This is a genomic window from Myxosarcina sp. GI1(2024), assembly GCF_053543375.1.
Window position 1 is genome coordinate 600,128 of the sequence record NZ_JBKGTY010000003.1, and the last position, 21,051, is coordinate 621,178.

The following is a 21,051-nucleotide window of genomic DNA, read 5'->3' on the forward strand; positions in this document are numbered from 1 at the left end:
TTCATATCTCAGCTTAACTTGAATTGTCATTTCTCGGTGAGCTGACAATAGAGATAATCTTTAACCACTACTTCAATAAGTTTTAATCTCAATGCAAGCCAAAAATCAAGTAACCTCTCCTTGGTCTCGTCTGAAAACCGAAGTCATAACGCTGGCTTTAGGCTGGGTTCCTTCAATTGTAGGTTTGGGTTTGAGATATCTTCTATACCCTGTTATTTTTCACAAGATGGGAAAATCGGTCAAAATCTATCCCGGTACTGAAATAACTGACGGTAAATTAATCGAGATCGGCTTTGGCGTGGTCATTGGAGTTAGAGCTTGCCTCGATCCAGGTAGAGCCAATCAAATTATCCTCGGCGATCGTGTTCGGATAGAGCGAGAAGTGCGTATTGCCTGTACGGGTGAAGGTGGTAGGATTTGCCTGGGAGAGTTAGCTAGCTTAGATCGCGGTGTCGATCTCAAAGTACATCAAAGCGGACAAATGGAAATCGGCGATCGCACTTTTATCGGTCCTTATAGCTGCATTTCTGGCTATGGCAAGATTGCTATCGGCAAAGACTGTTTAATTGCCTCTAACGTGGCAATTACCGCTCACAACCATGCCTTTAGCGACCCAATGCGAACCATCAGAGAACAAGGATTTACCGTACAGGGAATTACTATTGAGGATGACTGCTGGCTTGGTAGTGCCGTACAGGTAGTAGACGGCGTAACTATCGGTAAGGGCAGCATCGTTTCTTCCGGTGCTGTAGTGATGAAAGATATCCCTCCCTATTCAATCGCTGCAGGAGTTCCTGCTAAAGTTATTGCCAAACGTAAAGCATTTGCATCTACCAGTCAATCGATCGCTACCAATACTCACGCGGTTAAATAAAAGTAGAAAAGAAAGTAATGGGTAATGGTCATAACTGAGATTCCGCTTTTATGTAGCTAATTTACTTGCTCAGTTTTAACTAGAAATCTACTCCATAGGCAGAACTTAGACTTTTACTTAGGTTAATCAATTTTTCCGTAGTCCAAAAATCGATTTTCTGATTAGACTTAGTATTAACTAATCCCGGGCAGTATGCTTGACTCAAGTTATGGCTAAAATCTATAAGTTTTTGCTTAGTCCAGTTGCAATTATTAGTAAACATATTTTCAGTTTTCTGTAGCAAAATATACATTTTATCTATGATTTTATAGTAGCTCGAGTTGTTCCCAATAGCCAAGGTGGTTATAACCGACTAAGTAGGAAGGGATAGCCTACTGAGTAGTGATCGCAGTTTGGCTCGATAGAGAAAACTAGTTCTAAGAAATCGCTATTTGCTGCAACCAATGATAGTTTGAGTCGCTCTAAATCGGTAAACTAAAACATTTATTTCAGATTTAAGTAACAAAATATACTTTTTTTGCTACACCGAGCAGATATTCTGACAGTCGAAAAGAAATTAATAGAGCTTCTAGGGTTCCGATTTATAGCTAAGCTCTTGAATGCCTGGTCCGAGAGAAGCAAGCTACCTAAAGTTTTGATATTTCCAGTAAATTCTAATCATATAAATAGGTAGTTACACGGCGGGAAAAAAGCCCGGGAGGATTTGATGCTTACTCAGTTTGAAGCGTCAAACTTCCTGGGTTTTTTAATTGAAAATTGATTGCGGAGGAACGATTTTTAATGAACGAACGAGCGCCATTTCAATCCCCAGATAACAATGACAATGGATATGGTAGCGAAGCAAGACGAGCATTAGAACGTGAACGACAGCTACCTCTTACAGGTTGGCAACAAGAAGTAGACCAGGGCTTAGAATCAGGTTTAGAAGCAGCAGAAAGCATCAAAGACCGGACTATTTCCACTTTTTCACGGGGAGAGTTACCCCACTATGCAGGAATTAATACTTTCCTCAAGGCACCATATTTAGAGAATGTCAAACAAGTAAGCAATTACGACGTAGCGATTATCGGCGTTCCCCATGATTCTGGAACGACTTACCGTCCCGGTACGCGGTTCGGACCTCAAGGTATTCGCAAAATTTCTGCCCTCTATACGCCATATAACTTTGAATTAGGAGTAGATTTACGAGAACAGATTACTCTCTGTGATGTGGGGGATATTTTTACCATTCCGGCTAATAATGAAAAGTCTTTCGATCAAATTTCTAAAGGCATAGCTCATGTTTTCAGTTCGGGTGCGTTTCCAATTATTTTAGGCGGCGATCATTCCATCGGTTTTCCTACCGTTAGAGGTGTTTGTCGCCATCTGGGAGATAAGAAAATTGGGATTATTCATTTCGATCGCCATGCCGATACTCAAGAAACCGATCTAGACGAAAGAATGCATACCTGTCCTTGGTTTCATGCCACTAATATGGCAAATGCCCCTGCCAAGAATCTAGTGCAAATGGGCATTGGAGGTTGGCAAGTACCACGACAAGGAGTAAAAGTCTGTCGTGAGAGAGCGACGAATATTTTAACCGTAACCGATATTACCGAAATGGGTTTGAATGCGGCGGCAGACTTTGCTATACAGAGAGCTACTGACGGTACGGATTGCGTTTGGATTAGTTTTGATATTGACTGCATCGATGCGGGATTCGTACCAGGTACTGGCTGGCCAGAACCCGGTGGTCTATTGCCCCGTGAAGTTCTATATTTACTCAAAAAAATTGTCCAAAACACTACGGTTTGCGGTCTTGAAGTTGTAGAGGTATCTCCACCCTATGACGTTAGCGATATGACGGCATTAATGGCTACTCGCGTCATTTGTGACACTATGGCTCATTTAGTTATTTCGGGGCAGCTACCCCGCAGCGCAAAACCGTCATATATCAATGAACGGGCACAAGTGGTCGACGAACCTTGGAATTGATTCAAACAACTGAGAAGAATTTAATTTCGACCGATATTTGACAACTAGCGATCGCTTCATCCTCCTAAACCAATGACTAATTATGCATGAAACAGACATGACCAAGGCTTTAATCTTGACGATTAAAGATTGGTACCATTCCCAACCAGAACCACTCCAAATTGAAAAAATTCATTTAATCGTCGGTCAATTTACCTGTGTCGAACCCGTTAGTTTACAGTTTGCTTTTGAAGTGCAGATTCGCAATACCTTTTTAGCAGGAGTCGAGCTGGCGATTGCCGAAACTTTTCTAATTGCTTTTTGTCATGCTTGCCAACGAGAATATCGACCAGAAATTGGACTGCAATACAGTTGTCCCGATTGCAATTCACCTATGGAAGATATTCGTTCTGGGCGTGAATTAAAAATTGATCGCCTGGAATATTCGGCAATTAACCATCAACAATCGACCATCAAGGAATAATATATGCACCAAACATTTGACGCTGCTCTAGAAATCAATTTACTCCATGCCAATCAAGAAGGGGCAGACCACAACCGCCAACATTTCGATCGCTGGGGCATTACCTGTCTCAATATTATGAGCAGTCCTGGGGCGGGAAAGACGGTCCTTTTGGAACGAACTCTAGCTGCATTCAGAGATAAGTTCACAATTGCGGTTATTGAAGGAGATATGACCACAGAACTGGATGCCGAGCGCCTGCGTAAGTATGACGTTCCCGTAATTGCCATCAATACTGGACGTTCCTGCCATTTAGATTCTCGCATGGTTGCAGGAGGGATTCATACTTTAGAACGGGATTACAATCCGACAGACTTTGACTTGGTGTTGGTGGAAAACGTAGGTAACTTGGTATGTCCAGCGGAATTTGAAGTGGGAGAACACGCCAAGGTTGCTTTACTCAGCGTTACCGAAGGAGAAGATAAACCCCTGAAATACCCCGTGATGTTCCAAGAAGCAGACTGCTTGTTGATTACTAAAACCGATCTAGCACCCTATTTAGATATCGATTTAGAGCGCATTGCTAGTAACGTACGACAAATAAATCCCGATGTAACCATTATTTCTGTATCAGCTAAGACAGGCAAAGGTCTAGAACGATGGTTTGATTGGGTAAGCGATCGCATTAGACAAAATCGATATGGGGCGCATTCGACCGAAATAAGCGTTTAACAACAAGATTTTAACTATTAGAGACGAACTGTGCCTCTTTTTCATAAAAAGTAAACGATTTAAACTTAATTTTTCTTGGGAGATGTGATGACAGAAAAACTTTTATTCTGGGGTATTTTAATATTTTTGTTCGCCACTGTGGGAATTGGAATCTGGGCGGCAAAACAAGTTAAAGGGGATAGTGAAAACTATTTAGTTGCCGGACGGGGTTTGGTTTTACCTCTAGCAGCAGCAACTTTGATGGCACAGTCGGTAGATTCTAACGCCACTTTGGGCAACACCGATTTGACCGCTGAATTTGGATTTTGGGCTGGTGCCTCTTTACCCATTGGCTTAGCGCTGTGTTTATTCTTAACCGCACTATTTTTTGCCAAACCGATGAATCGCATGGGTTTAATTACCCTGCCAGATTTCTATCGGGTTAAATACAATCGCCCCACCGAAGTAGTCGCATCATTTCTGATGGTGTTAAGTTTTTCTTTTCTCTTAGCTGGTAACTTGGTGGCGGGGGGATATTTATTCGAGGCTTTTCTCGGTACTACTTATACGGCAGGTATAATGCTTTTGGCGATCGTGGTCTTTATTTATACTGCTAGTGGAGGACTATTTGCCGTTGCTTACACCGATGCCATTCAAGTAGCAATTGCTTTTATCGGTACGCTGGCGTTATTTGCTTTTATGGTGGGTAACTTTGGCTTGGTAATACCTGCCGATACTGGTCCTTTAGCTTTAGCACAACTGAGCGATCCTGCTGCTGGCGCGGCAATTAACTGGGCGACTTTATTGGCTTTGGGATTGGGGGATATCGTGGCGATTGACTTTATGGCGAGAGTTTTTGCTGCTGAGAGTCCCGAAACCGCTCGAAGAGCTTGTTTGATTGGCTGTGCCGGAACTTTAATCATTGGTGTTCCTTTCTCTCTAATGGCTTTATCCGCTCCCCAAATTCTCGCCGATGCCGGAATTACAGTCGATGGTCCGATTCTCTATGCCCTACTTGACGGTATCGTACCTCCGATAATCGGACTATTAGTTATAGTGGCAATTCTTTCAGCTTCTCTTTCAACGGCAGATGGAGCAATATTAGGAACTTCTTCGGTAATCGCCCACAATATTATCGGTATTCGCCATGACGACCACAACGCTGCAGGAGACAGACTATTATTAATCACTCGGATAATGGCGTTTGTGATTACGGGATTAGGAGTATTTTTTGCTTTAAGAGTTCCGCAAACTGGGGTTTTATTGCTATTGGCTTTCGATTTAGGGTTTGCGGGGTTATTGGTGCCTCTGGCTGGGGGTCTTTACTGGTCAAAAGCAACCTGGCAGGGAGCAATTTCCTGTATTATTTTAGGTTCACTGACGCGACTGGTTTTATTTGTATTAATGCCTACTACTTTCGGAATCGACAATACCCTTTTATATATTCCTAATGATATTTTTACTGCCGATTTTGATGGTTTTCCCACTTTAATCAGTCCTTTAGTGGGATTGGTCGTATATATCATCGTTTCTCAGGCAACGGGAGGAGGTCAAGTTCCCCAACAGCGCGTGCGCTCGGAAGAACGGGAAACGCAGTTATATCGCGGTTAAGCGAACACAGAACGGGAAAGATTTAGCAAATAAATAAATAGGGGTCACAGTACCGAGCGTGGTAAAATTGTACGCTAAGGACTTTGAAAACAAAAGAGTTTTAGAAATGATTACGCTGACAAGAGTTGAGGGGTTTGACCAACTGAACTTTGCTAACTTAGTTTGAGGCTTTTACCCAAGCCAAAACAACTGCTAGGAATTATAATCGCGATGGTAAACCTCGCCATCAAGCCTAACTTTAGTGAGTACGGTCTCCTTAGTTATCACCAGTTACAATCGCCAGCATTCCAGCAGCAATTGAAAGTGTTCTCGCTCAGACCTACACAGACTGGGAGTTGCTCATCTGGGACGATGGTTCCACCGATAACAGCGTAGAGATCGCCCGACGCTACGAACTCCAAGACCGACGCATCAAAACGGTCGCCTACCATCATCAAGGATTTACTAAATCTCTAGCCGCAGCACTCGTCGCAACTAAGGGCAAGTATTTGGGATGGGTCGATAGCGACGACCTGCTCCATCTCGAAGCACTAGCAGCCACCGTGGCGCTTTTAGATACCTATCCTGAAGTGGCTCAAAGACTTAGTTTTTTTAGATGAGGCAGGAGTCAACCTAGATCTTGTTCGATTATATGCTCGTGCGCCACGAGGTCAAAGATCACTCTTGTACTCGTCCTCATAAACGAGGTAAAAATGTATCAATGATGGGAGCGATCGCCTTAAAGGGAATTGTCGCCTCAATCAATCTACTAGGTTCAACTGATAGATTGACATTTGAAGCTTTTGTCATCCGCCAACTTGTGCTGAAGCTTTGGAAGGGTGCGACGCAGAGCCTATTGGCTCAAGACGCGACTAGCGTCGCTTGCAGCTTTGCTGCTGCGTTTGGGATAACTATAGTATCCATAAAGGAGAAGACATTGAAAAAGCGATTGCAGGTGTTGGAGCTAAATTAATTTATCTACCTCCTTATTCCCCAATTTATCTACCTCCTTATTCCCCAGATTTTAATCCCATTGAAAATTTTTGGTCATTTACGCTAGTGCTTGTTTCATAGATAGCTCTTAATTCTTCATATTTTTGACTTGTTCTGGACTTACTTATTTTTTAAGTTTTTATTAGTAAAGTTAGCGATCGCCAGCAACTAAACTCGATCATTGTAAAACTCGAGCGTTCGCGTTCAACTTTATCTAAACGTTAGTCTCTTCTAAGATCAGCTTAGACCGCTTAACGTCTTCGGGAACAGAAATCGGATAGTCGCCAGTAAAGCAAGCCGAACAAAAATCGTTGGGATCTTCACCCGTAGCCTCGAGCATTCCAGACCAACTAAGATAAGCTAGACTATCGACACCAATGCTTGCAGCAATCTCTCGTTCCGATTTGATAGCGGCAACAAGTTGTTTTTGATTGTCGGTATCGATCCCGTAAAAACAGGGATGAGTGACGGGTGGCGAAGATATTCTCATGTGTACCTCGGTTGCCCCGGCATCTCTTAGAGTTTTGACAATTTTCTTACTCGTAGTGCCTCTGACAATCGAATCGTCAACAATAATAATTCTTTTTCTCGACAAGACATCTTTTAAAGTATTTAACTTCATGCGAATTCCCGATTCGCGCATACTTTGGGTAGGCTGAATAAAAGTTCGACCGACGTAGCGATTTTTAATCAATCCTTCTCCATAGGGAATGTTAGACTCGCGAGAAAAACCAATCGCTGCAGGAATTCCCGAATCGGGTACGCCAATAACTAAATCGGCATCGACGGCAGATTCTCGAGCTAACTGTCTTCCCAGACGCAAGCGATAGCTATAGAGCGTTTCTTCGTTCATAATGCTATCGGGGCGAGCAAAATAAATCATTTCAAAAATACACAGCTTTTTCTCGGGTTGTGCTGCCCAATCAATTGAAACCAGTCCAGATTCGGTTATCCAAACTAATTCTCCTGGCTTAACATCTCGCAGATATTCTGCGCCAATAATATCTAAACCGCAAGTTTCCGAGGCTAAAACATATCGGGGAGATTGTCCTTCTACATCCAAAACGCCAATTACCAGAGGACGAATTCCGTTGCGATCGCGTGCCCCCATCAAACCCGCAGGAGTGGCAATAGTTAAGCTATAGGCTCCCGAGCACAATTTAAACGCACTAATCGTTCCTTGAATCCAGTCTTTACCGCGATCGACCTCATCAGCGATCGCTAAAGCAATCATTTCTGAATCGGTAGAGGTAATAAAATTAGCATTTCTTGCGGTTAGATGTTCTCGCAGTTCTACAGCATTAACCAAATTGCCATTATGAGCCAGTGCCAAGGAACCCAAACGAGTTTCGATTATCACAGGTTGAGCATTTGCTCTCAAGCTAGAACCGGTAGTAGAGTAACGAGTATGACCGATTGCCAAATCGCCGGGCAGCCGTTCCAAAATGGATTCGCTAAAAACTTGAGAAACCAAGCCCATATTTTTGTAAGAATGTACGGTGTTTCCTGCAAAAGTGGCAATTCCTGCCGATTCTTGACCTCGATGTTGTAGGGCGTAAAGACCAAAGTAAGTTAATTTAGCAACATTTTCTCCTGGAGCATAAACTCCAAATACTCCACAGGCTTCTTCGGGTTTATCGGCGCGATCGAGGCTAGTGAAGTTTGTCTGCCAATCGAGAGGGTTGGGCATCATGCTGTAAACTTGCTCCTGCTTGCGATAATGAATCTTGAAATTGGCAATTAGTTAAGTACAAAGAATTCGTTGGGGAACTATAGAAACCTGTCTGACATCTTTCCAACTCTATTGTAATAAAATTTAAAATTTACTAAACACTCAGTCTACTCTCTATTGCCCGATGCCAGCTCTTAAGTACGTTGTCAATCTTAACATTGATTAAAGAAAGATTATCGTTAGTTAAAATTTTTAGCTGGGTTTGGGGTTTGCCCACCATACCGATTTTTTGCCAACTACCAGCCAAATTCGACTGTAAATAAGCTTCCCAACTGGTAACCATTTCTGAATCGACCGAGACAATAATATTGCTAGCAACTTCGCCAAACAACACTTCATCTAAACGCTGGCGCTCGGATACGGCGATTTTTACCTGCGCACCCAATCCCCTACCAAGACAAGACTCAGCCAAAGCAACTGCTAAACCCCCTTCTGATAGATCGTGGGCAGAATTAATCCAGCCTTGACCGATACCGTAACGACAGACTAACTGTACTTGACGTTCCAAGTCAAAATCGACTGTCGGGGGTTGACCGGCAACTATGTTATGGATTGTAGCTAAATATTCCGATGCGCCCAAGGTAGGCAACTGAGAACTACCCAATAAATAAATAATGTCTCCTTCATGTTGCCATGCTTGTCCGCAGATTTTAGTAATATCGGAAATTAAACCCACCATGCCGATTACGGGAGTAGGATATATTGCCTGGGGTACTCCGCGAGCATCGAGAGTTTCGTTATAAAGAGAAACATTACCGCCAGTAACGGGAGTTTTAATTTCGTGACAGGCATCGGCAACACCGCGACAGGCATTAGCTAACTGCCAGTATCCCACTGGTTGTTCGGGACTGCCAAAATTGAGATTATCGGTAATCGCTAGGGGTTCGGCACCGACACAGCTAAGATTGCGGGCTGCTTCTGCTACCGCCGCTTTTGCCCCTTCATAGGGATTGAGATAGACATAGCGAGAGTTGCAGTCCGTAGTGGCTGCCACACCAGTTTGACATTCGCTAGGTTTGGCATTGAGAGGACGGACACGTACGGTCGCGGCATCTGCTCCTCCAGGCAATAAAATAGTATTGTTTTGTACCTGGCGATCGTATTGACGATACACCCAATGCTTAGAAGCGATGGTGGGAGTATCTAATAGCTGGAGTAAAATTTCGTTCCAAGTTTTATAAGTGTTGTCCACAAACAAGCCTTGGTAATCACAAGCAGGTAAACTATCTGGATTCCATTGGCTAGCTTGTCGGACGTATTCTGGCGGTTCGGCTAGTAGTTGTCGCTGATAGATTGGAGTATTATCAGCTAGTGCGGTTGCAGGTATTTCCGCAGCCACTTCTCCCCGATATAAAATTCTTACTATGGTTTCGGCAATCACTTCTCCTGCCACTACTGCCTGGAGTTCCCAACGGTGAAAAATTTCAATTAATTCTGCTTCTCTTCCTTTCTCGGCAACGAACAACATTCTTTCTTGAGATTCAGATAGTAAATACTCATAGGGAATCATGCCCGTTTCGCGGACGGGAATCTTATCTAAATCCAGTTCGATACCGACATTGCCCTTGGCTGCCATTTCCGAAGTCGAACAGGTAATTCCTGCCGCGCCCATATCCTGTGCTGCCACTACCGCACCAGTTTTAAACGCCTCCAAACAAGCCTCAATCAGAGATTTCTCCAAAAAAGGATCCCCTACCTGGACTGCAGGGCGGTCGTCCATTGACCGGTCGGTTAGTTCGGCACTGGCAAAACTCGCGCCACCCATACCGTCTCTACCAGTAGTCGAACCGACGTATAATACTGGGTTGCCCACTCCCGAAGCGCCAGCTTTAACAATCTCTTCTGTTTCCATCAAGCCCAATGCCATAACGTTGACTAGAGGATTACCTTGATAGGCGCGATCGCAATAAATTTCTCCACCAACAGTGGGTACGCCAACACAGTTACCGTAATGGCTGATGCCTTCGACCACACCTTGAAAAATCCGTTTGGTTTTGGCATCGCTCAAATCGCCAAAGCGTAGAGAATTTAAAATGGCGATGGGACGCGCTCCCATAGTAAAAATATCCCGTAAAATGCCCCCTACTCCCGTCGCGGCACCTTGAAAGGGTTCTACTGCCGAAGGATGATTGTGTGATTCGATTTTAAAAGCCAATCTCAGTCCATTACCCAAATCTACAACTCCAGCATTTTCTCCAGGACCAACTAGGATGCGTTCGCCTGTAGTGGGGAAGTGTTTGAGTAAGGGTCGCGAATTTTTATAACAACAGTGTTCCGACCACATTACCCCGAACATTCCTAATTCAGCTTTATTGGGATGGCGACCTAACCTGTTGACAATTTCTCGGTATTCTTCAAGCTTAATACCTTCAGCGGCTATTTCTTCAGCAGTAAACGGCGTTGACTCAATTTTAGACATGACACCTCGGACGAACGGCACAGGGTTCATTTTAGCTATTTTCGTGGCGATCGAGCCGGCGATTATATTAATTATTTAATTATTTCCGACATTCCGCAGGTAAATGAGGAGTAGATGGTATTTTAAAAACATGACACCATCAAGCTCGAAAATCCAAGTACAAGATCTTAAAGCTTTAGTCAGTAGCGAAGTAGAAGGATATGCTATTGCTGAATTTTGTAGTAGTTATGCTGGTATTCCACAGCGTTGCTTGGTCGTTGAAAGTAGAGCAAGACAAGAAGCTGACCTCAAGCAACTAGAACAACGTCTAGCTAAAAGTCTGAATTCGGCACAGACTAACCTCAACAAATTATGCCGACACAAATTTGATTGTCAACTATTACCAGATTAAAGCTTGTCTCAGTCCTAACCAGCTAGCGATCGCTACAGAAAAGCAACGTGCAGGAAGATTTATTCTGGCTACCAATGTTTTGGATGCCCAACACATTAGTAATTCCGAGTTATTAGTTGAATATAAAGCACAACAATCGCCCGAACGTGGTTTTCGCTGTCTTGGTGCGCGTTCCCTTGCGTCTTACGCCGACGCGGGGTCGCACTGCTTCCTCAAAGATCCATTGTTTTTTACCAGTAGTTTTTCTTGAGTCTCGAAAGCGAGTAGCTGCATTGGCTATGGTTATGGGTTTGTGTCTTTTCGTCTACAGCATCGGACAAAGAGCTTTACGCAATTCTCTAGCTCAAGCCCAAGCTACTGTTGCCAATCAATTAGGCAAACCCACTGCTAAACCTACACTGCGCTGGATATTTCAATGTTTTATGTCCATTCATCTGGTTCGCTTTGCCCAACTCAAGCAGATTAGCAATTTGACTTCAGAACAAAGTCGCATTCTTCAATTTTTTGGCTCTCCTTATCGAAAATATTATCTGCTCTGCCGATCTACCTCAGAAGTTACGCACTTCAATTACTTGCGCTAGACTAAAAGCAAGACGGATAGCGGTACACACCCCCACGTTGCTAGCGGATCGCAAGATAAACATTGCACGCTGGGAAAGCATTTTAAACTCAACTGCGTAACTCCTGTACCTGCCGAATGTGGGTAATTTATCAATTAATTCTTTTAATTTCATGTAAGGCTAACAAATATTTATTGGTTATTGAGATAAATATTTAGTAATTGCCTCTGTCAACCCTTCCAGAGTATATTCTGTCGCTTCTACATCCACTCTGCCTAATAATTCAATACAGGTTTTAGAAGTTTGAGGACCGATCGAAGCTATAGTTAGGGTTTCTAAAATAGATTCGGGTTTAGTATCGTCAGGTAATTCTTTTTCAATCAGGCGATAAAAGTTTTTAACGGTTTTAGAACTAGCAAAGGTAACTATATCGATTTGTTTTTGTTGTAAAGCTTGCCAGACATGAGTTTCGATGCGATCGGGACATTGAGATTGATAGGCGGCAACTTGGGTTACTTCTGCGCCTTGGCTGGTTAACTCTCTGACTAATACTTCTCTACCGCCTGTTTCTACGCGGGGAAATAAGATTTTTTTTCGGTTTAAAGCTTGGGGAAAGTTAGCCACGAGTGAGTCGGCGACAAAATCGGGGGGAATAAAGTCTGGTTGCAAATGTTTTTTAAGAAGTACTGCCGCCGTTTTTTTTCCCACTACGGCAATTTTAATTTGACCCAAAGCGCGAAAATCTTTACCCAAATCGATTAGGCGATCGCAAAAATAATTTACTCCGTTAGCCGAAGTCAAAATCAACCAGTCAAAGCTTTGTATATTGGCGATCGCCCGATCTAATTCTTGCCAGCTTGAAGGAGGAGTTATGGCTAAAGCTGGCATCTCGATAACTTTTGCCCCTTGCCGTTCTAGTAAGATAGTAAAACTACTCGACTGTTCGCTAGCGCGAGTAACCAAGACAGTTTTACTTTTGAGAGGAAGATTGCTCTTGGTTTCTGTCTGGCGATCGCCATATTGACTGCTTAATGACACGACTTTACCGATAATAATAACTGCGGGAGAGAGAGCACTAGGCTCTATTTTACTTACTATATCGGTTAAAGTTCCCCAAAAGATATCTTGTTGCGCTTGGCTGCAGTGACGCACAATTGCTACTGGTTCCTTTGACGATCGCCCATGAGCTACTAATTCTCTGACAATTAGCGGTAAAGTACGCCCTCCCATTAAGATTGCTAGAGTATCGATACGGGCTAAAGCTTCCCAGTCAAGCTGTTCTGGTTGATGTCCGCTAATGACGGCAAAACAACTGCTTAAATTTTTTTCGGTAAGAGGGATACCGGCAAGTAAGGGGGCGGCTAGGGCGGAGGAGATTCCTGGAACGAGTTCCACTTCACAACCTGCTGTCTGTAGCGCCTTTATTTCTTCCATCGCCCGCCCAAAAATTAGGGGATCGCCGCTTTTAAGTCTAACTACCTGCTTGTCTTGTAAACAGTAGGCTACTAATAACTGATTGATTCTGGCTTGAGGAGTGCTGGCTTTTCCTGCTCGTTTACCGGCAGCTATTTTGAGACAGTCAGAGGGGGCTAAATCTAAGAGCTGAGAATCTACTAAAGCATCGTAAATTAAAACCTCCGCACTAGCTAGTAATGCTTTGCCTTTTAAAGTAAGATAAGCGATATTTCCGGTTCCCGCGCCGACTAGATATACTTTACCTTGACTCAATCTGTTTGACATTAGTTACTTTTAGGCTAGTAAATTTCTATCTCGTCCCTGCTATTTAAGCAGACAAACTTTGAATGGAGCTGCTTTTCAGGTCTCTAAGAGATAGATTTTAACCTCTTTCAGCGCTCGCCTAAGATTAACAATGCCGGAGTTTCTTTGGATTGTTAACTCTGACGTCCCATCGATTGAAAGTGTCAGGATTGACTTTTAAAATCTGCTTATTTTCTCTGAACAGATTTGTTCGTGACTCTTTATTCCTTAAGCTGCTTGAAGCAAGAAACGTACTCGAAATAGTTTCCTCTGCTCAGATAAGGACACGACTTCTGTCATCGACTTCCTGGGGCGGCAGAATTGAGCGATTTCATCACATGACTGGGAAGGTTATTCGCTGAAAAAGGCGATCGGGAGATCGGCTAGAGAAATTAGAAGTGTCAAGACAGTTAACCACAATGTTGCCGCTGATTGGAATCCCGTCGACAATTGCTGCTGGCATGGCCTCCTAGCGAGCTCTCTTCTGCCGGGATTAAGGCTTTGCCCATATCTGCGGTTACGTCACCGGACTAATTCTCAGTCCGAACAAGACGCTACAAGGAATTTATGCCCAGCTAGTACCAGAAGAAGGTAAACAATTCAGTCGGCGAGTTATGCCTGCTTGACATTAACGATCGCCGTCGATAATTCATAAGGGAATTCTGTTTAACCTTTCAAGTCGTGAGCTTACCAAACTCAAGCTTAATTTAGTTGATTTTTTTCCTCCAACAGTCAAAAAACTGTAGCTCTAAAAGTAGACGTATCGATCTAGAGCTACCCTAAACCTCGGTTTCTCTAAAATTAAGTACATAAAAGTATATACAAGTTAAGTAATTAGTTGTAAGTATTAAACTTTGGTTTTGAAATAACTACAACAAAAGATAGAGATAAACTTAGCAACTTTTATAGTTTAGTGTGACTTTTTATAGATGTATTTTCGCTTAGTTGCACTCACACTAAACATTAATCTAGATTGAACCAAAATAGAAAAACTAACAGCCCGAAACGTTTGAGGTATTTGTATGAGTTCTATTAAAAGCTTAGGAGAAGAGAAAGTTTATTACTTTGATTCCCTGGCAGTAGACGAACAGTTGGCCGTTCTCTGGTATCTCTATCGAGACGATCTCCAAAATATAGTGCAAGTATCTGAAAATGATATCTTACCACCTGAAGCGCAACATCTATTAGACAATCTCAGAAAACTACCTTTTCCAGACCGTTTAGTTTTCTTACGCGATGTCGCTAGTCTTAGGTTCTGTTGACGTAAAGAGGCAAAGATGAGAAAGTACCTGAAGTTGCTGATTTTAGTCAAAAAATTCTTCATGAAATCTCGTGTTAAGTTGGACGATTCTGCTTGGCAGCAAATTTTCGTTGTTCTGAGCCACCAACAAGACATCCGTATCAAAGACCCCAAAGCTTGTCGTCGTTTTCTGAATGCGGTTCTCTGGATTACTCGCACAGGTGCTCAATGGCGTGAATTACCCAAACGTTTTGGCAACTGGAACAGCCTCTACAAACGATATCGGCGTTGGTGTCAGAAGGGAGTTTGGCATCGTCTCTTGCAAGAAATGTCCCACTCTGCTGACTTAGAAAGTTTAATTCCCGATAGCACCATGATTCGTGCTCATCCCTGTGCAGCAGGAGCAAAAGGGGGTCAGAAAAACACTCTTTAGGAGGTTCTTGTGGCGGATTTAGTACCAAGTTACATGCTGTGGTAGATGCGTTGGGCAATCCGCTGCGGTTGCTTCTGACTCCAGGGCAAACCGCCGATATCAGTCAAGGAGAGGCATTGGTGGCTGGTTATCGAGCTCAACAGGTAATTGCCGATAAAGGCTATGATTGTGATGCTTTTGTGGTCTTGATTGAGGAAACTGGTGCTCAAGGCGTGATTCCGCCTCGTTCTGGTCGCCTCAACCCTAGAGATTACGATTCACATCTGTACAAGGAGCGACATCTAGTTGAGTGCTTTTTTAACAAACTTAAATACTATCGTCGCGTTTTCAGCCGTTTTGACAAAACTGACGAATGTTATTTGGGATTTGCCGAATTTGCTTCGGCTTTAATTTGGTTGCGTTAATTGTGTCAACAGAACCTAACTTTTAACAATAATTTAAAAAAAACCGCTATATAAAAAAATTTTAACTATCGAAGTTTTATTTCGCTCCATCGTCGTTCGAAGCAATAAAGCCAATCCTTTAAAAACACAAAAGTTGTGAGGAACTACAGTCGATATCGGACAAATAATATTTTTCTCGCAGTTATTACCAATTATTAAATCACAAATCAACTTAATAGGAGGTGCATTGTGCTCGATGTAGAATTACTGAGCTATTCTTCATCAATGTCTAATTTTCTCGCTCAAGCTCAAGTCGATTTTCCACCAGGAATCAACATGGAAAATTTTCTGACATACACTCCAATACAGCGTCAGTTAATTTCCCATCTGTTGACTTTGGGTGTAAGTGCTATGGCTTGCGGCTTTGTTTATTTTATAGTTACCCTCAAGCGTTCTGCGCCGCGCTATCAGCCTTCATCGGTGTTGTCAGCAGTCGTAATGGTATCAGCATTTTTAATTTTATTTCGACAGCTAAATGGCTGGCTCGATGCTTTTGAATTTGACGGTACGGTTTGGAAGCTTACGGTATCTGAGTTAGGAACTTTCACTGAAAGTACTTTTAATAATGGCTATCGCTACCTTAACTGGTCGATTGACGTGCCATTGCTGTTAACGCAAATGCTGTTTCTCTTCGATCTTACCAGGGGACATAAACGCAAGTTGCGGTTCAAATTTATCACGGCGGGACTGCTGATGATTTATACAGGATACATCGGACAGTATTTTGAAGTTACCAATCTTCCCGTTTTTCTGATTTGGGGTGCAATTAGCACTGTTTTCTATGTTTACATTTTATTCTTAGTTGGCAATCTGATCGGTCACTCCCGCAAACAACTACCCGACAAACCAAGCAAAATGTTTATGGGAGTATGGTGGCTGTTACTAATTTCTTGGACGCTTTATCCTCTTGCTTATCTCGTACCTTTTTTCTGGCAACTTTATCCTGCTTGGGGAGGATGGGCAGCAGTTACCCGCCAATTTTTGTTTACTATGGCAGATATTTTTTCCAAGGTTATTTACGGAGTAATTTTAACTAATATCGCTCAAACTCGCAGTGAAATCGAGGGCTACAAACCAGCATTAGATTTAAAGGCTACCAATGGTTACTCTCGTGAAAGAGACTACGTAGAACCTCCACAGTAAAACAGATAATTGAAAAGCGCTTCAAGAAATGAGAATTTTTTCAAAGTGTTTTTTGAGGTACTGGTGGCTCACGTACAAAATTTGTCTCCGTTCGGTCTAGCGACTTAACAGTTGCTAGGCTGTTTTTTATAAATTAAATAAAATTATTTTTTACTATTAGTGTAAGGATTCAGGTATCAGGGTTGACAAAAAGGAAAAAGAGATTAAAGTAGCCAATAATGAGCGAAGCTAATCACCCCTTCAAAGCCGAAGAACTGCGCCAGTTGTCCAATGAGAAACTGGCAGAAATCGTGACTACCCAACAAAAGCTGATTGAGAAGCTAGAAAAAAGAATAGAACAACTGGAACAGAGCCTCAACCTCGACAGCCAAACCTCATCGAAACCCCCTTCAACTGACTTGCTGAAAAAAAGCGAGAGAAAACCAGAAGTAGGGTTGGAAGAAGCCAAAAAAGAGACAAAAAGAAAACCAGGAGGACAACCAGGACATCAAGGGAAGACGAGAAAAGGATTTGGGCGTGTAGACCGCTACGAAGTATTGAAACCGACCATCTGCTCCAACTGTGGAAATCAACAATGGAAGACTAAGGGGGTACGAGTAGATACTCAACAGGTAGCCCAGTTGGTGGCAAAACCGATACAAGTCGTAGAGTACCAACGTCATCACTGTCAATGCGGCAAGTGTGGAGCAATAGAGGCAGCTCGACGGTCTCCCACAATGATTCCAGGTCAAGACTTGGGAGTCAGACTACAGGGGTTACTTTCCTGGCTGGGAAACTATGCTCATATGTCCTATGCTAAACAGCAAGAACTGTTGTGGGAACTGGGAGCAATAGAAATTAGTAGGGGAACTTTAGTTGCCACCAATGAACGAACGAGTACAACAAGCGAGTATCAACAGTGTTGAAGGGTTGAAAAAGTCGATTAATTCAGAGCATCCTCCTCTACATTGTGACGAAACCCCCTGCTCAGTTAAAGGAGTCAAAGAATGGCTCTGGGTTTTAGCTGGGTCAGAGTTCTGCCTGTTTCATGCCGGCGATACTAGAAAACGCAGAGAATTGGAAGCTGTATTAGGAGTATTCTATGATGGAGTTTTGATTAGCGACGATTTTAGTGTCTACAACGGCTATTCAGTAGCAGGACAACAAAAGTGTTTGGCTCATCTACGTCGTCATTTTCAAAAACTGTTAAAGACTAAAGGGGTAGATAACCAAGAAATTGCTACCACCTTTCTGTCTCTAATTGATGAGGCATTTAAGCAACATCGGGTTTGGCGACAGACCCATCAGGAAAGCCACTATCGAGATTGGGCAGAGGATTTCCGAAGGCGAGTGACTAGCGCAATTAAGACTTGGCTCAAGAATGCTGGTCATGAAGCTGGAAAACTGCTACGTTCGCTGCGTGATAAGGCGGAGCAATGGTGGTATTTTCTGACACATCCTCAGATACCCCCCGACAATAATCTAGCTGAACGATGTTTGAGAACTGCTGTAACCAAGCGGAAAGTTTGTGGTGGCTCTCGTTCCATCGAACGGTTTCAACATACAGCCAACCTGCTGAGTGCAATTCAATCTTGTCGTTTGCAAGGACGTTCGGTGATTACTTTTTTTCAACAGACTTTACAAGCTACAGTTGGACATTGTTCTTATCCTTCTCTTATTCCTCATGCTTGCACCTGAATCCTTACCTATTAGTTTTACTACTAGTGTATTGTTTGGCAATCAAACCTTTTAGTAGATAGAGCAGATGACCTTCTAATTGAGGAGGAAGAGTTAGGGGTAAATTTCCAGTACGCAAATGCAAATCTCTCTGAGGAAAAGGTATCTCAATATTTTGCTCTCTTAAAATTGCTTCGATACTAAAATAGAGATCGCTCTTTAAGCGTACCTGAATACTGGGATTAGCTACCCAAACTAACAGTTCAAAATTAAGCGAACTGTCACCAAAGTCAGTAAAAAATACTTGTGGTTGCGGATTGCGTAAAACTTCTAAGTGTTCTTCGGCCGCTTTTAGTAGGGCAAATTTAACTTTTTCGACATCAGAACCATAGGCAACACCTACGGGTATATGTAGTCTAGCGGCAGTATTACGATGACTCCAGTTAATTACTTCCTCAGTTAACAGACGCGAATTAGGGACGATTACTGAAACCCGATCTAAAGTTTGCAAAACTACACTCCGCGCCCCTACTCTTTCTACCGTTCCTAAATGATCGCCTACTTCAATAAAATCTCCTACCTGGATAGTGCCTTCGAATAACAGTACCAGACCACTACCAAAGTTTTTGGCAATTTCTTGAAAACCAAAACCAATACCTACACCCAAAGCACTACCAATTAATGCTAAAGAGCTTAAATTCAAGCCATAGGCTTGTAGGACGATAATTACACTAATAGAAATTAGACCATATCTAGTTACGATTAAAATTACCTCTTGCAAGCCGCGATTCATTCTGGTTATTTGCAAAATTTTAATTCGCAACAAGTTAGTCACATACCCACTACCAGTGATGGCAACAAAGACCAAAGTCACCAAAATTACCAAATCGATAATCGAAAAGTCATAGCCACTAAAATCGAATACGGTGTTGTTGAAGAGATTAAATATTTGAAATCGCCACTGACGCAAAACAGGAAATAATTCAGAAATAATTAAAATGACGACTGCCCAGAGAATAAACTGAATCAAACCTAATTTGAGTCGATATAAAGTAGTCAGACTAGAAGGCTGAGAACTATTATTGCTAGGAAAACCGGGTATAATTTTTTTAATTGCCGTGCGTAGGGGATATTTTTGTAGACGATCTAAAAATCTGCTCACAAGTAAGGCAAATGCCAATAATAAAACCATAGCAATAACTCGCTGTTTGAGATACTCCCGACTTCTTTCTGCTCTAGCTCGGGCAATCGCCAAGTCAATATCATCTCGTAACTGTTCCGCGCTAGTCTGAAGGGTTTCGTTACCAAGGGTTTCTCCTCTGGTAACGGTAAACAAATAGTTATCGTTGAGATAAATTACCGGATAGTTATTCTCTCGTCTTACAGTAACTTTTAGAGATTCGAAAGATTCAATGGCATCTTGAATATCATTTTCAATTTTTGTAGCTCTTTCAATGGCTTGTTGTTCTGTAGATTGACTGACAAAAAATATTCTTCTACCATCGATAACTACAGGAGCTTTTGCCGTATCTTCAGTATTAGGCAATATTTGTAAATTTTCAAAACCATCAAAGCTAAATTGCGCTAGTGTCAAATTACCATCGGTAAACCAAATTGATACTGCCGTGACCGCAGTTATAACTAAGTAAAATAATTTTTTATAATTCATCAATCCCTCCAATATTTACTCAGTATAATTAGCATCGAGCAACGATCGAAATGCTTTCTCGGTCAACCGAGCAGTTGCTATTAATTTGAGTTCACTTCAAACCATTATTTTCGTAGTGAATTCTCGTTCCTGCCCACAATAATTTCTCTCTCAGAGTTTGATAAAAAGAATAACTTTCTCTGAGGATAATAAATTTAGCTTGGCAATTTGCCATTCGGACTAAAACTCTTTGTCCAGGCCAGATTGTAGTTCCCAAAGCTCCATCAGTCCAAAGTTTAGTGTTGACTTCGGGATCGTTAAAAGGCCAAATGCTAACCATACTGCCAGGAGGTAAGACAATAGGACGACCAGAAAGACTGAGGGGACAAATCGGAGTTACGGCGATCGCCCACATTCCCGGATGTAAAATCGGTCCATTAGCCGAGGCCGTATATCCAGTAGAGCCTGTAGGAGTCGAGACTAGCAAACCATCCCCACTATATTGATCGACTACTTCCCCATCTACTTCCATTTCTAAAATCGAAGTAGGCATGCGATCGATGCTGGCTGGTTTGATACACATTTCATTCAGACAAAAAAAACGTTCGCTCACAGCATGGGAATTGGCGCGAGCGCCCTCAAATAATTGCGCTTCCAACATCATTCGCTTTTGAACGGCATAAACATCGGACTCTAGACGCTCCCAAATTTTCTCCGTATCTTTAAATAGTTCGAAAGGTTCGGTTAAAAAACCTAGATGCCCGCCGACATTGACTGCCAAGATCGGAATACCTTCTGGTGCTAGCTGTCTGGCTGCTGCGAGCACCGTACCATCTCCTCCCAATACAACTGCTAGATCGATTTCGATGGTTGAAGAAGCTAAAAATACGGGATAAGGATTGTCAATAATTCCACTCGGTCCCAGCAAAACTTGGCATTTCCGTGTTTCTAATTCTCTAGCGCATTTTTCAGCCCATTTTTTGCTGTTGCTGTCCCCTGCTTTATAGGCGATAATCGCGTGTTTTAACTCCACCTTAATCTCAT

14 protein-coding genes, 2 pseudogenes and 1 riboswitch are annotated in these 21,051 nt (G+C 42.5%); of the genes and pseudogenes, 11 read left to right on the top strand and 5 right to left on the bottom strand.

Annotated elements, in window-relative coordinates; genetic code table 11:
• Window positions 1–91: 91 nt before the first annotated feature.
• The 6 genes from ACLFKQ_RS16350 (at window position 92) to ACLFKQ_RS16375 (ending at window position 6,211) form a co-directional block, all read left to right on the top strand.
• On the top strand, window positions 92–874 hold the full coding sequence (locus ACLFKQ_RS16350; RefSeq protein WP_449000837.1) for an acyltransferase: 783 nt from the start codon (window positions 92–94) through the stop codon (window positions 872–874).
• A 557-nt stretch (window positions 875–1,431) separates the two neighbouring features.
• A riboswitch (guanidine-I (ykkC/yxkD leader) is annotated at window positions 1,432–1,576 on the top strand.
• 78 nt (window positions 1,577–1,654) lie between these two features.
• Window positions 1,655–2,848: an agmatinase family protein gene (locus ACLFKQ_RS16355; RefSeq protein WP_449000838.1), complete on the top strand. Its 1,194-nt coding sequence runs from the start codon at window positions 1,655–1,657 to the stop codon at window positions 2,846–2,848.
• Window positions 2,849–2,930: 82 nt separating this feature from the next.
• Window positions 2,931–3,311, top strand: a complete 381-nt coding sequence (gene hypA, locus ACLFKQ_RS16360) for a hydrogenase maturation nickel metallochaperone HypA (RefSeq protein ID WP_449000839.1) — start codon at window positions 2,931–2,933, stop codon at window positions 3,309–3,311.
• A 3-nt stretch (window positions 3,312–3,314) separates the two neighbouring features.
• Window positions 3,315–4,022, top strand: a complete 708-nt coding sequence (hypB, locus tag ACLFKQ_RS16365) for a hydrogenase nickel incorporation protein HypB (protein ID WP_449000840.1) — start codon at window positions 3,315–3,317, stop codon at window positions 4,020–4,022.
• Between the two features lie 87 nt (window positions 4,023–4,109).
• Window positions 4,110–5,612, top strand: a complete 1,503-nt coding sequence (locus ACLFKQ_RS16370; protein WP_449000841.1) for a sodium:solute symporter family protein — start codon at window positions 4,110–4,112, stop codon at window positions 5,610–5,612.
• 335 nt (window positions 5,613–5,947) lie between these two features.
• Complete coding sequence (locus ACLFKQ_RS16375; RefSeq protein ID WP_449000842.1) at window positions 5,948–6,211, top strand: glycosyltransferase family 2 protein; 264 nt, start codon at window positions 5,948–5,950, stop codon at window positions 6,209–6,211.
• A 587-nt stretch (window positions 6,212–6,798) separates the two neighbouring features.
• On the opposite strand, the gene purF is transcribed toward ACLFKQ_RS16375, so the two are convergent.
• Both purF and purL read right to left on the bottom strand, forming a co-directional pair.
• Entirely contained in the window at window positions 6,799–8,277 is a 1,479-nt protein-coding gene (gene purF, locus ACLFKQ_RS16380; RefSeq protein WP_449000843.1) for an amidophosphoribosyltransferase, read from the bottom strand.
• Between the two features lie 133 nt (window positions 8,278–8,410).
• Entirely contained in the window at window positions 8,411–10,735 is a 2,325-nt protein-coding gene (gene purL, locus ACLFKQ_RS16385) for a phosphoribosylformylglycinamidine synthase subunit PurL (RefSeq protein WP_449000844.1), read from the bottom strand.
• Window positions 10,736–10,904: 169 nt separating this feature from the next.
• Between purL and ACLFKQ_RS16390 the strand changes: the two are divergent.
• Window positions 10,905–11,707 (top strand): annotated as a pseudogene (locus tag ACLFKQ_RS16390) (hypothetical protein); the annotation flags it as partial.
• A gap of 177 nt (window positions 11,708–11,884) precedes the next feature.
• Here the strand turns inward: ACLFKQ_RS16390 and cobA are convergent.
• On the bottom strand, window positions 11,885–13,426 hold the full coding sequence (gene cobA / locus ACLFKQ_RS16395) for a uroporphyrinogen-III C-methyltransferase (protein WP_449000845.1): 1,542 nt from the start codon (window positions 13,424–13,426) through the stop codon (window positions 11,885–11,887).
• Window positions 13,427–14,466: 1,040 nt separating this feature from the next.
• Here cobA and ACLFKQ_RS16400 point away from each other — a divergent pair.
• The 4 genes and pseudogenes from ACLFKQ_RS16400 (at window position 14,467) to tnpC (ending at window position 18,380) form a co-directional block, all read left to right on the top strand.
• Window positions 14,467–14,706, top strand: coding sequence for an orange carotenoid protein N-terminal domain-containing protein (locus ACLFKQ_RS16400; RefSeq protein ID WP_449000846.1), 240 nt, complete (start codon window positions 14,467–14,469; stop codon window positions 14,704–14,706).
• 60 nt (window positions 14,707–14,766) lie between these two features.
• Window positions 14,767–15,521, top strand: a protein-coding gene (locus ACLFKQ_RS16405) for an IS5 family transposase (protein ID WP_448998612.1) whose coding sequence is annotated in 2 segments (ribosomal slippage) — window positions 14,767–15,087 and window positions 15,090–15,521 — 753 coding nt in all. Because the reading frame shifts where the segments join, the coding sequence is not laid out codon by codon here.
• Window positions 15,522–15,749: 228 nt separating this feature from the next.
• A complete protein-coding gene (locus tag ACLFKQ_RS16410; RefSeq protein WP_449000847.1) occupies window positions 15,750–16,703 on the top strand; it encodes a bacteriorhodopsin in 954 nt (317 codons plus the stop codon).
• Between the two features lie 218 nt (window positions 16,704–16,921).
• A pseudogene (gene tnpC / locus ACLFKQ_RS16415) lies at window positions 16,922–18,380 on the top strand (IS66 family transposase).
• Window positions 18,381–18,384: 4 nt separating this feature from the next.
• Here the strand turns inward: tnpC and ACLFKQ_RS16420 are convergent.
• Window positions 18,385–20,028: a mechanosensitive ion channel family protein gene (locus tag ACLFKQ_RS16420; protein ID WP_449000848.1), complete on the bottom strand. Its 1,644-nt coding sequence runs from the start codon at window positions 20,026–20,028 to the stop codon at window positions 18,385–18,387.
• 91 nt (window positions 20,029–20,119) lie between these two features.
• Entirely contained in the window at window positions 20,120–21,040 is a 921-nt protein-coding gene (locus ACLFKQ_RS16425) for an NAD(+) kinase (RefSeq protein ID WP_449000849.1), read from the bottom strand.
• Window positions 21,041–21,051: the final 11 nt, after the last annotated feature.

Excerpts from the sequence above, each read along its gene's own strand:
- ACLFKQ_RS16370 (WP_449000841.1), top strand. The coding sequence starts at position 4,110 with ATGACAGAAAAACTTTTATTCTGGGGTATTTTAATATTTTTGTTCGCC.
- ACLFKQ_RS16400 (WP_449000846.1), top strand. The coding sequence starts at position 14,467 with ATGAGTTCTATTAAAAGCTTAGGAGAAGAGAAAGTTTATTACTTTGAT.
- purL (WP_449000844.1), bottom strand. The coding sequence starts at position 10,735 with ATGTCTAAAATTGAGTCAACGCCGTTTACTGCTGAAGAAATAGCCGCT.
- cobA (WP_449000845.1), bottom strand. The coding sequence starts at position 13,426 with ATGTCAAACAGATTGAGTCAAGGTAAAGTATATCTAGTCGGCGCGGGA.
- hypB (WP_449000840.1), top strand. The coding sequence starts at position 3,315 with ATGCACCAAACATTTGACGCTGCTCTAGAAATCAATTTACTCCATGCC.
- ACLFKQ_RS16355 (WP_449000838.1), top strand. The coding sequence starts at position 1,655 with ATGAACGAACGAGCGCCATTTCAATCCCCAGATAACAATGACAATGGA.
- purF (WP_449000843.1), bottom strand. The coding sequence starts at position 8,277 with ATGATGCCCAACCCTCTCGATTGGCAGACAAACTTCACTAGCCTCGAT.
- ACLFKQ_RS16420 (WP_449000848.1), bottom strand. The coding sequence starts at position 20,028 with ATGAATTATAAAAAATTATTTTACTTAGTTATAACTGCGGTCACGGCA.
- ACLFKQ_RS16350 (WP_449000837.1), top strand. The coding sequence starts at position 92 with ATGCAAGCCAAAAATCAAGTAACCTCTCCTTGGTCTCGTCTGAAAACC.
- hypA (WP_449000839.1), top strand. The coding sequence starts at position 2,931 with ATGCATGAAACAGACATGACCAAGGCTTTAATCTTGACGATTAAAGAT.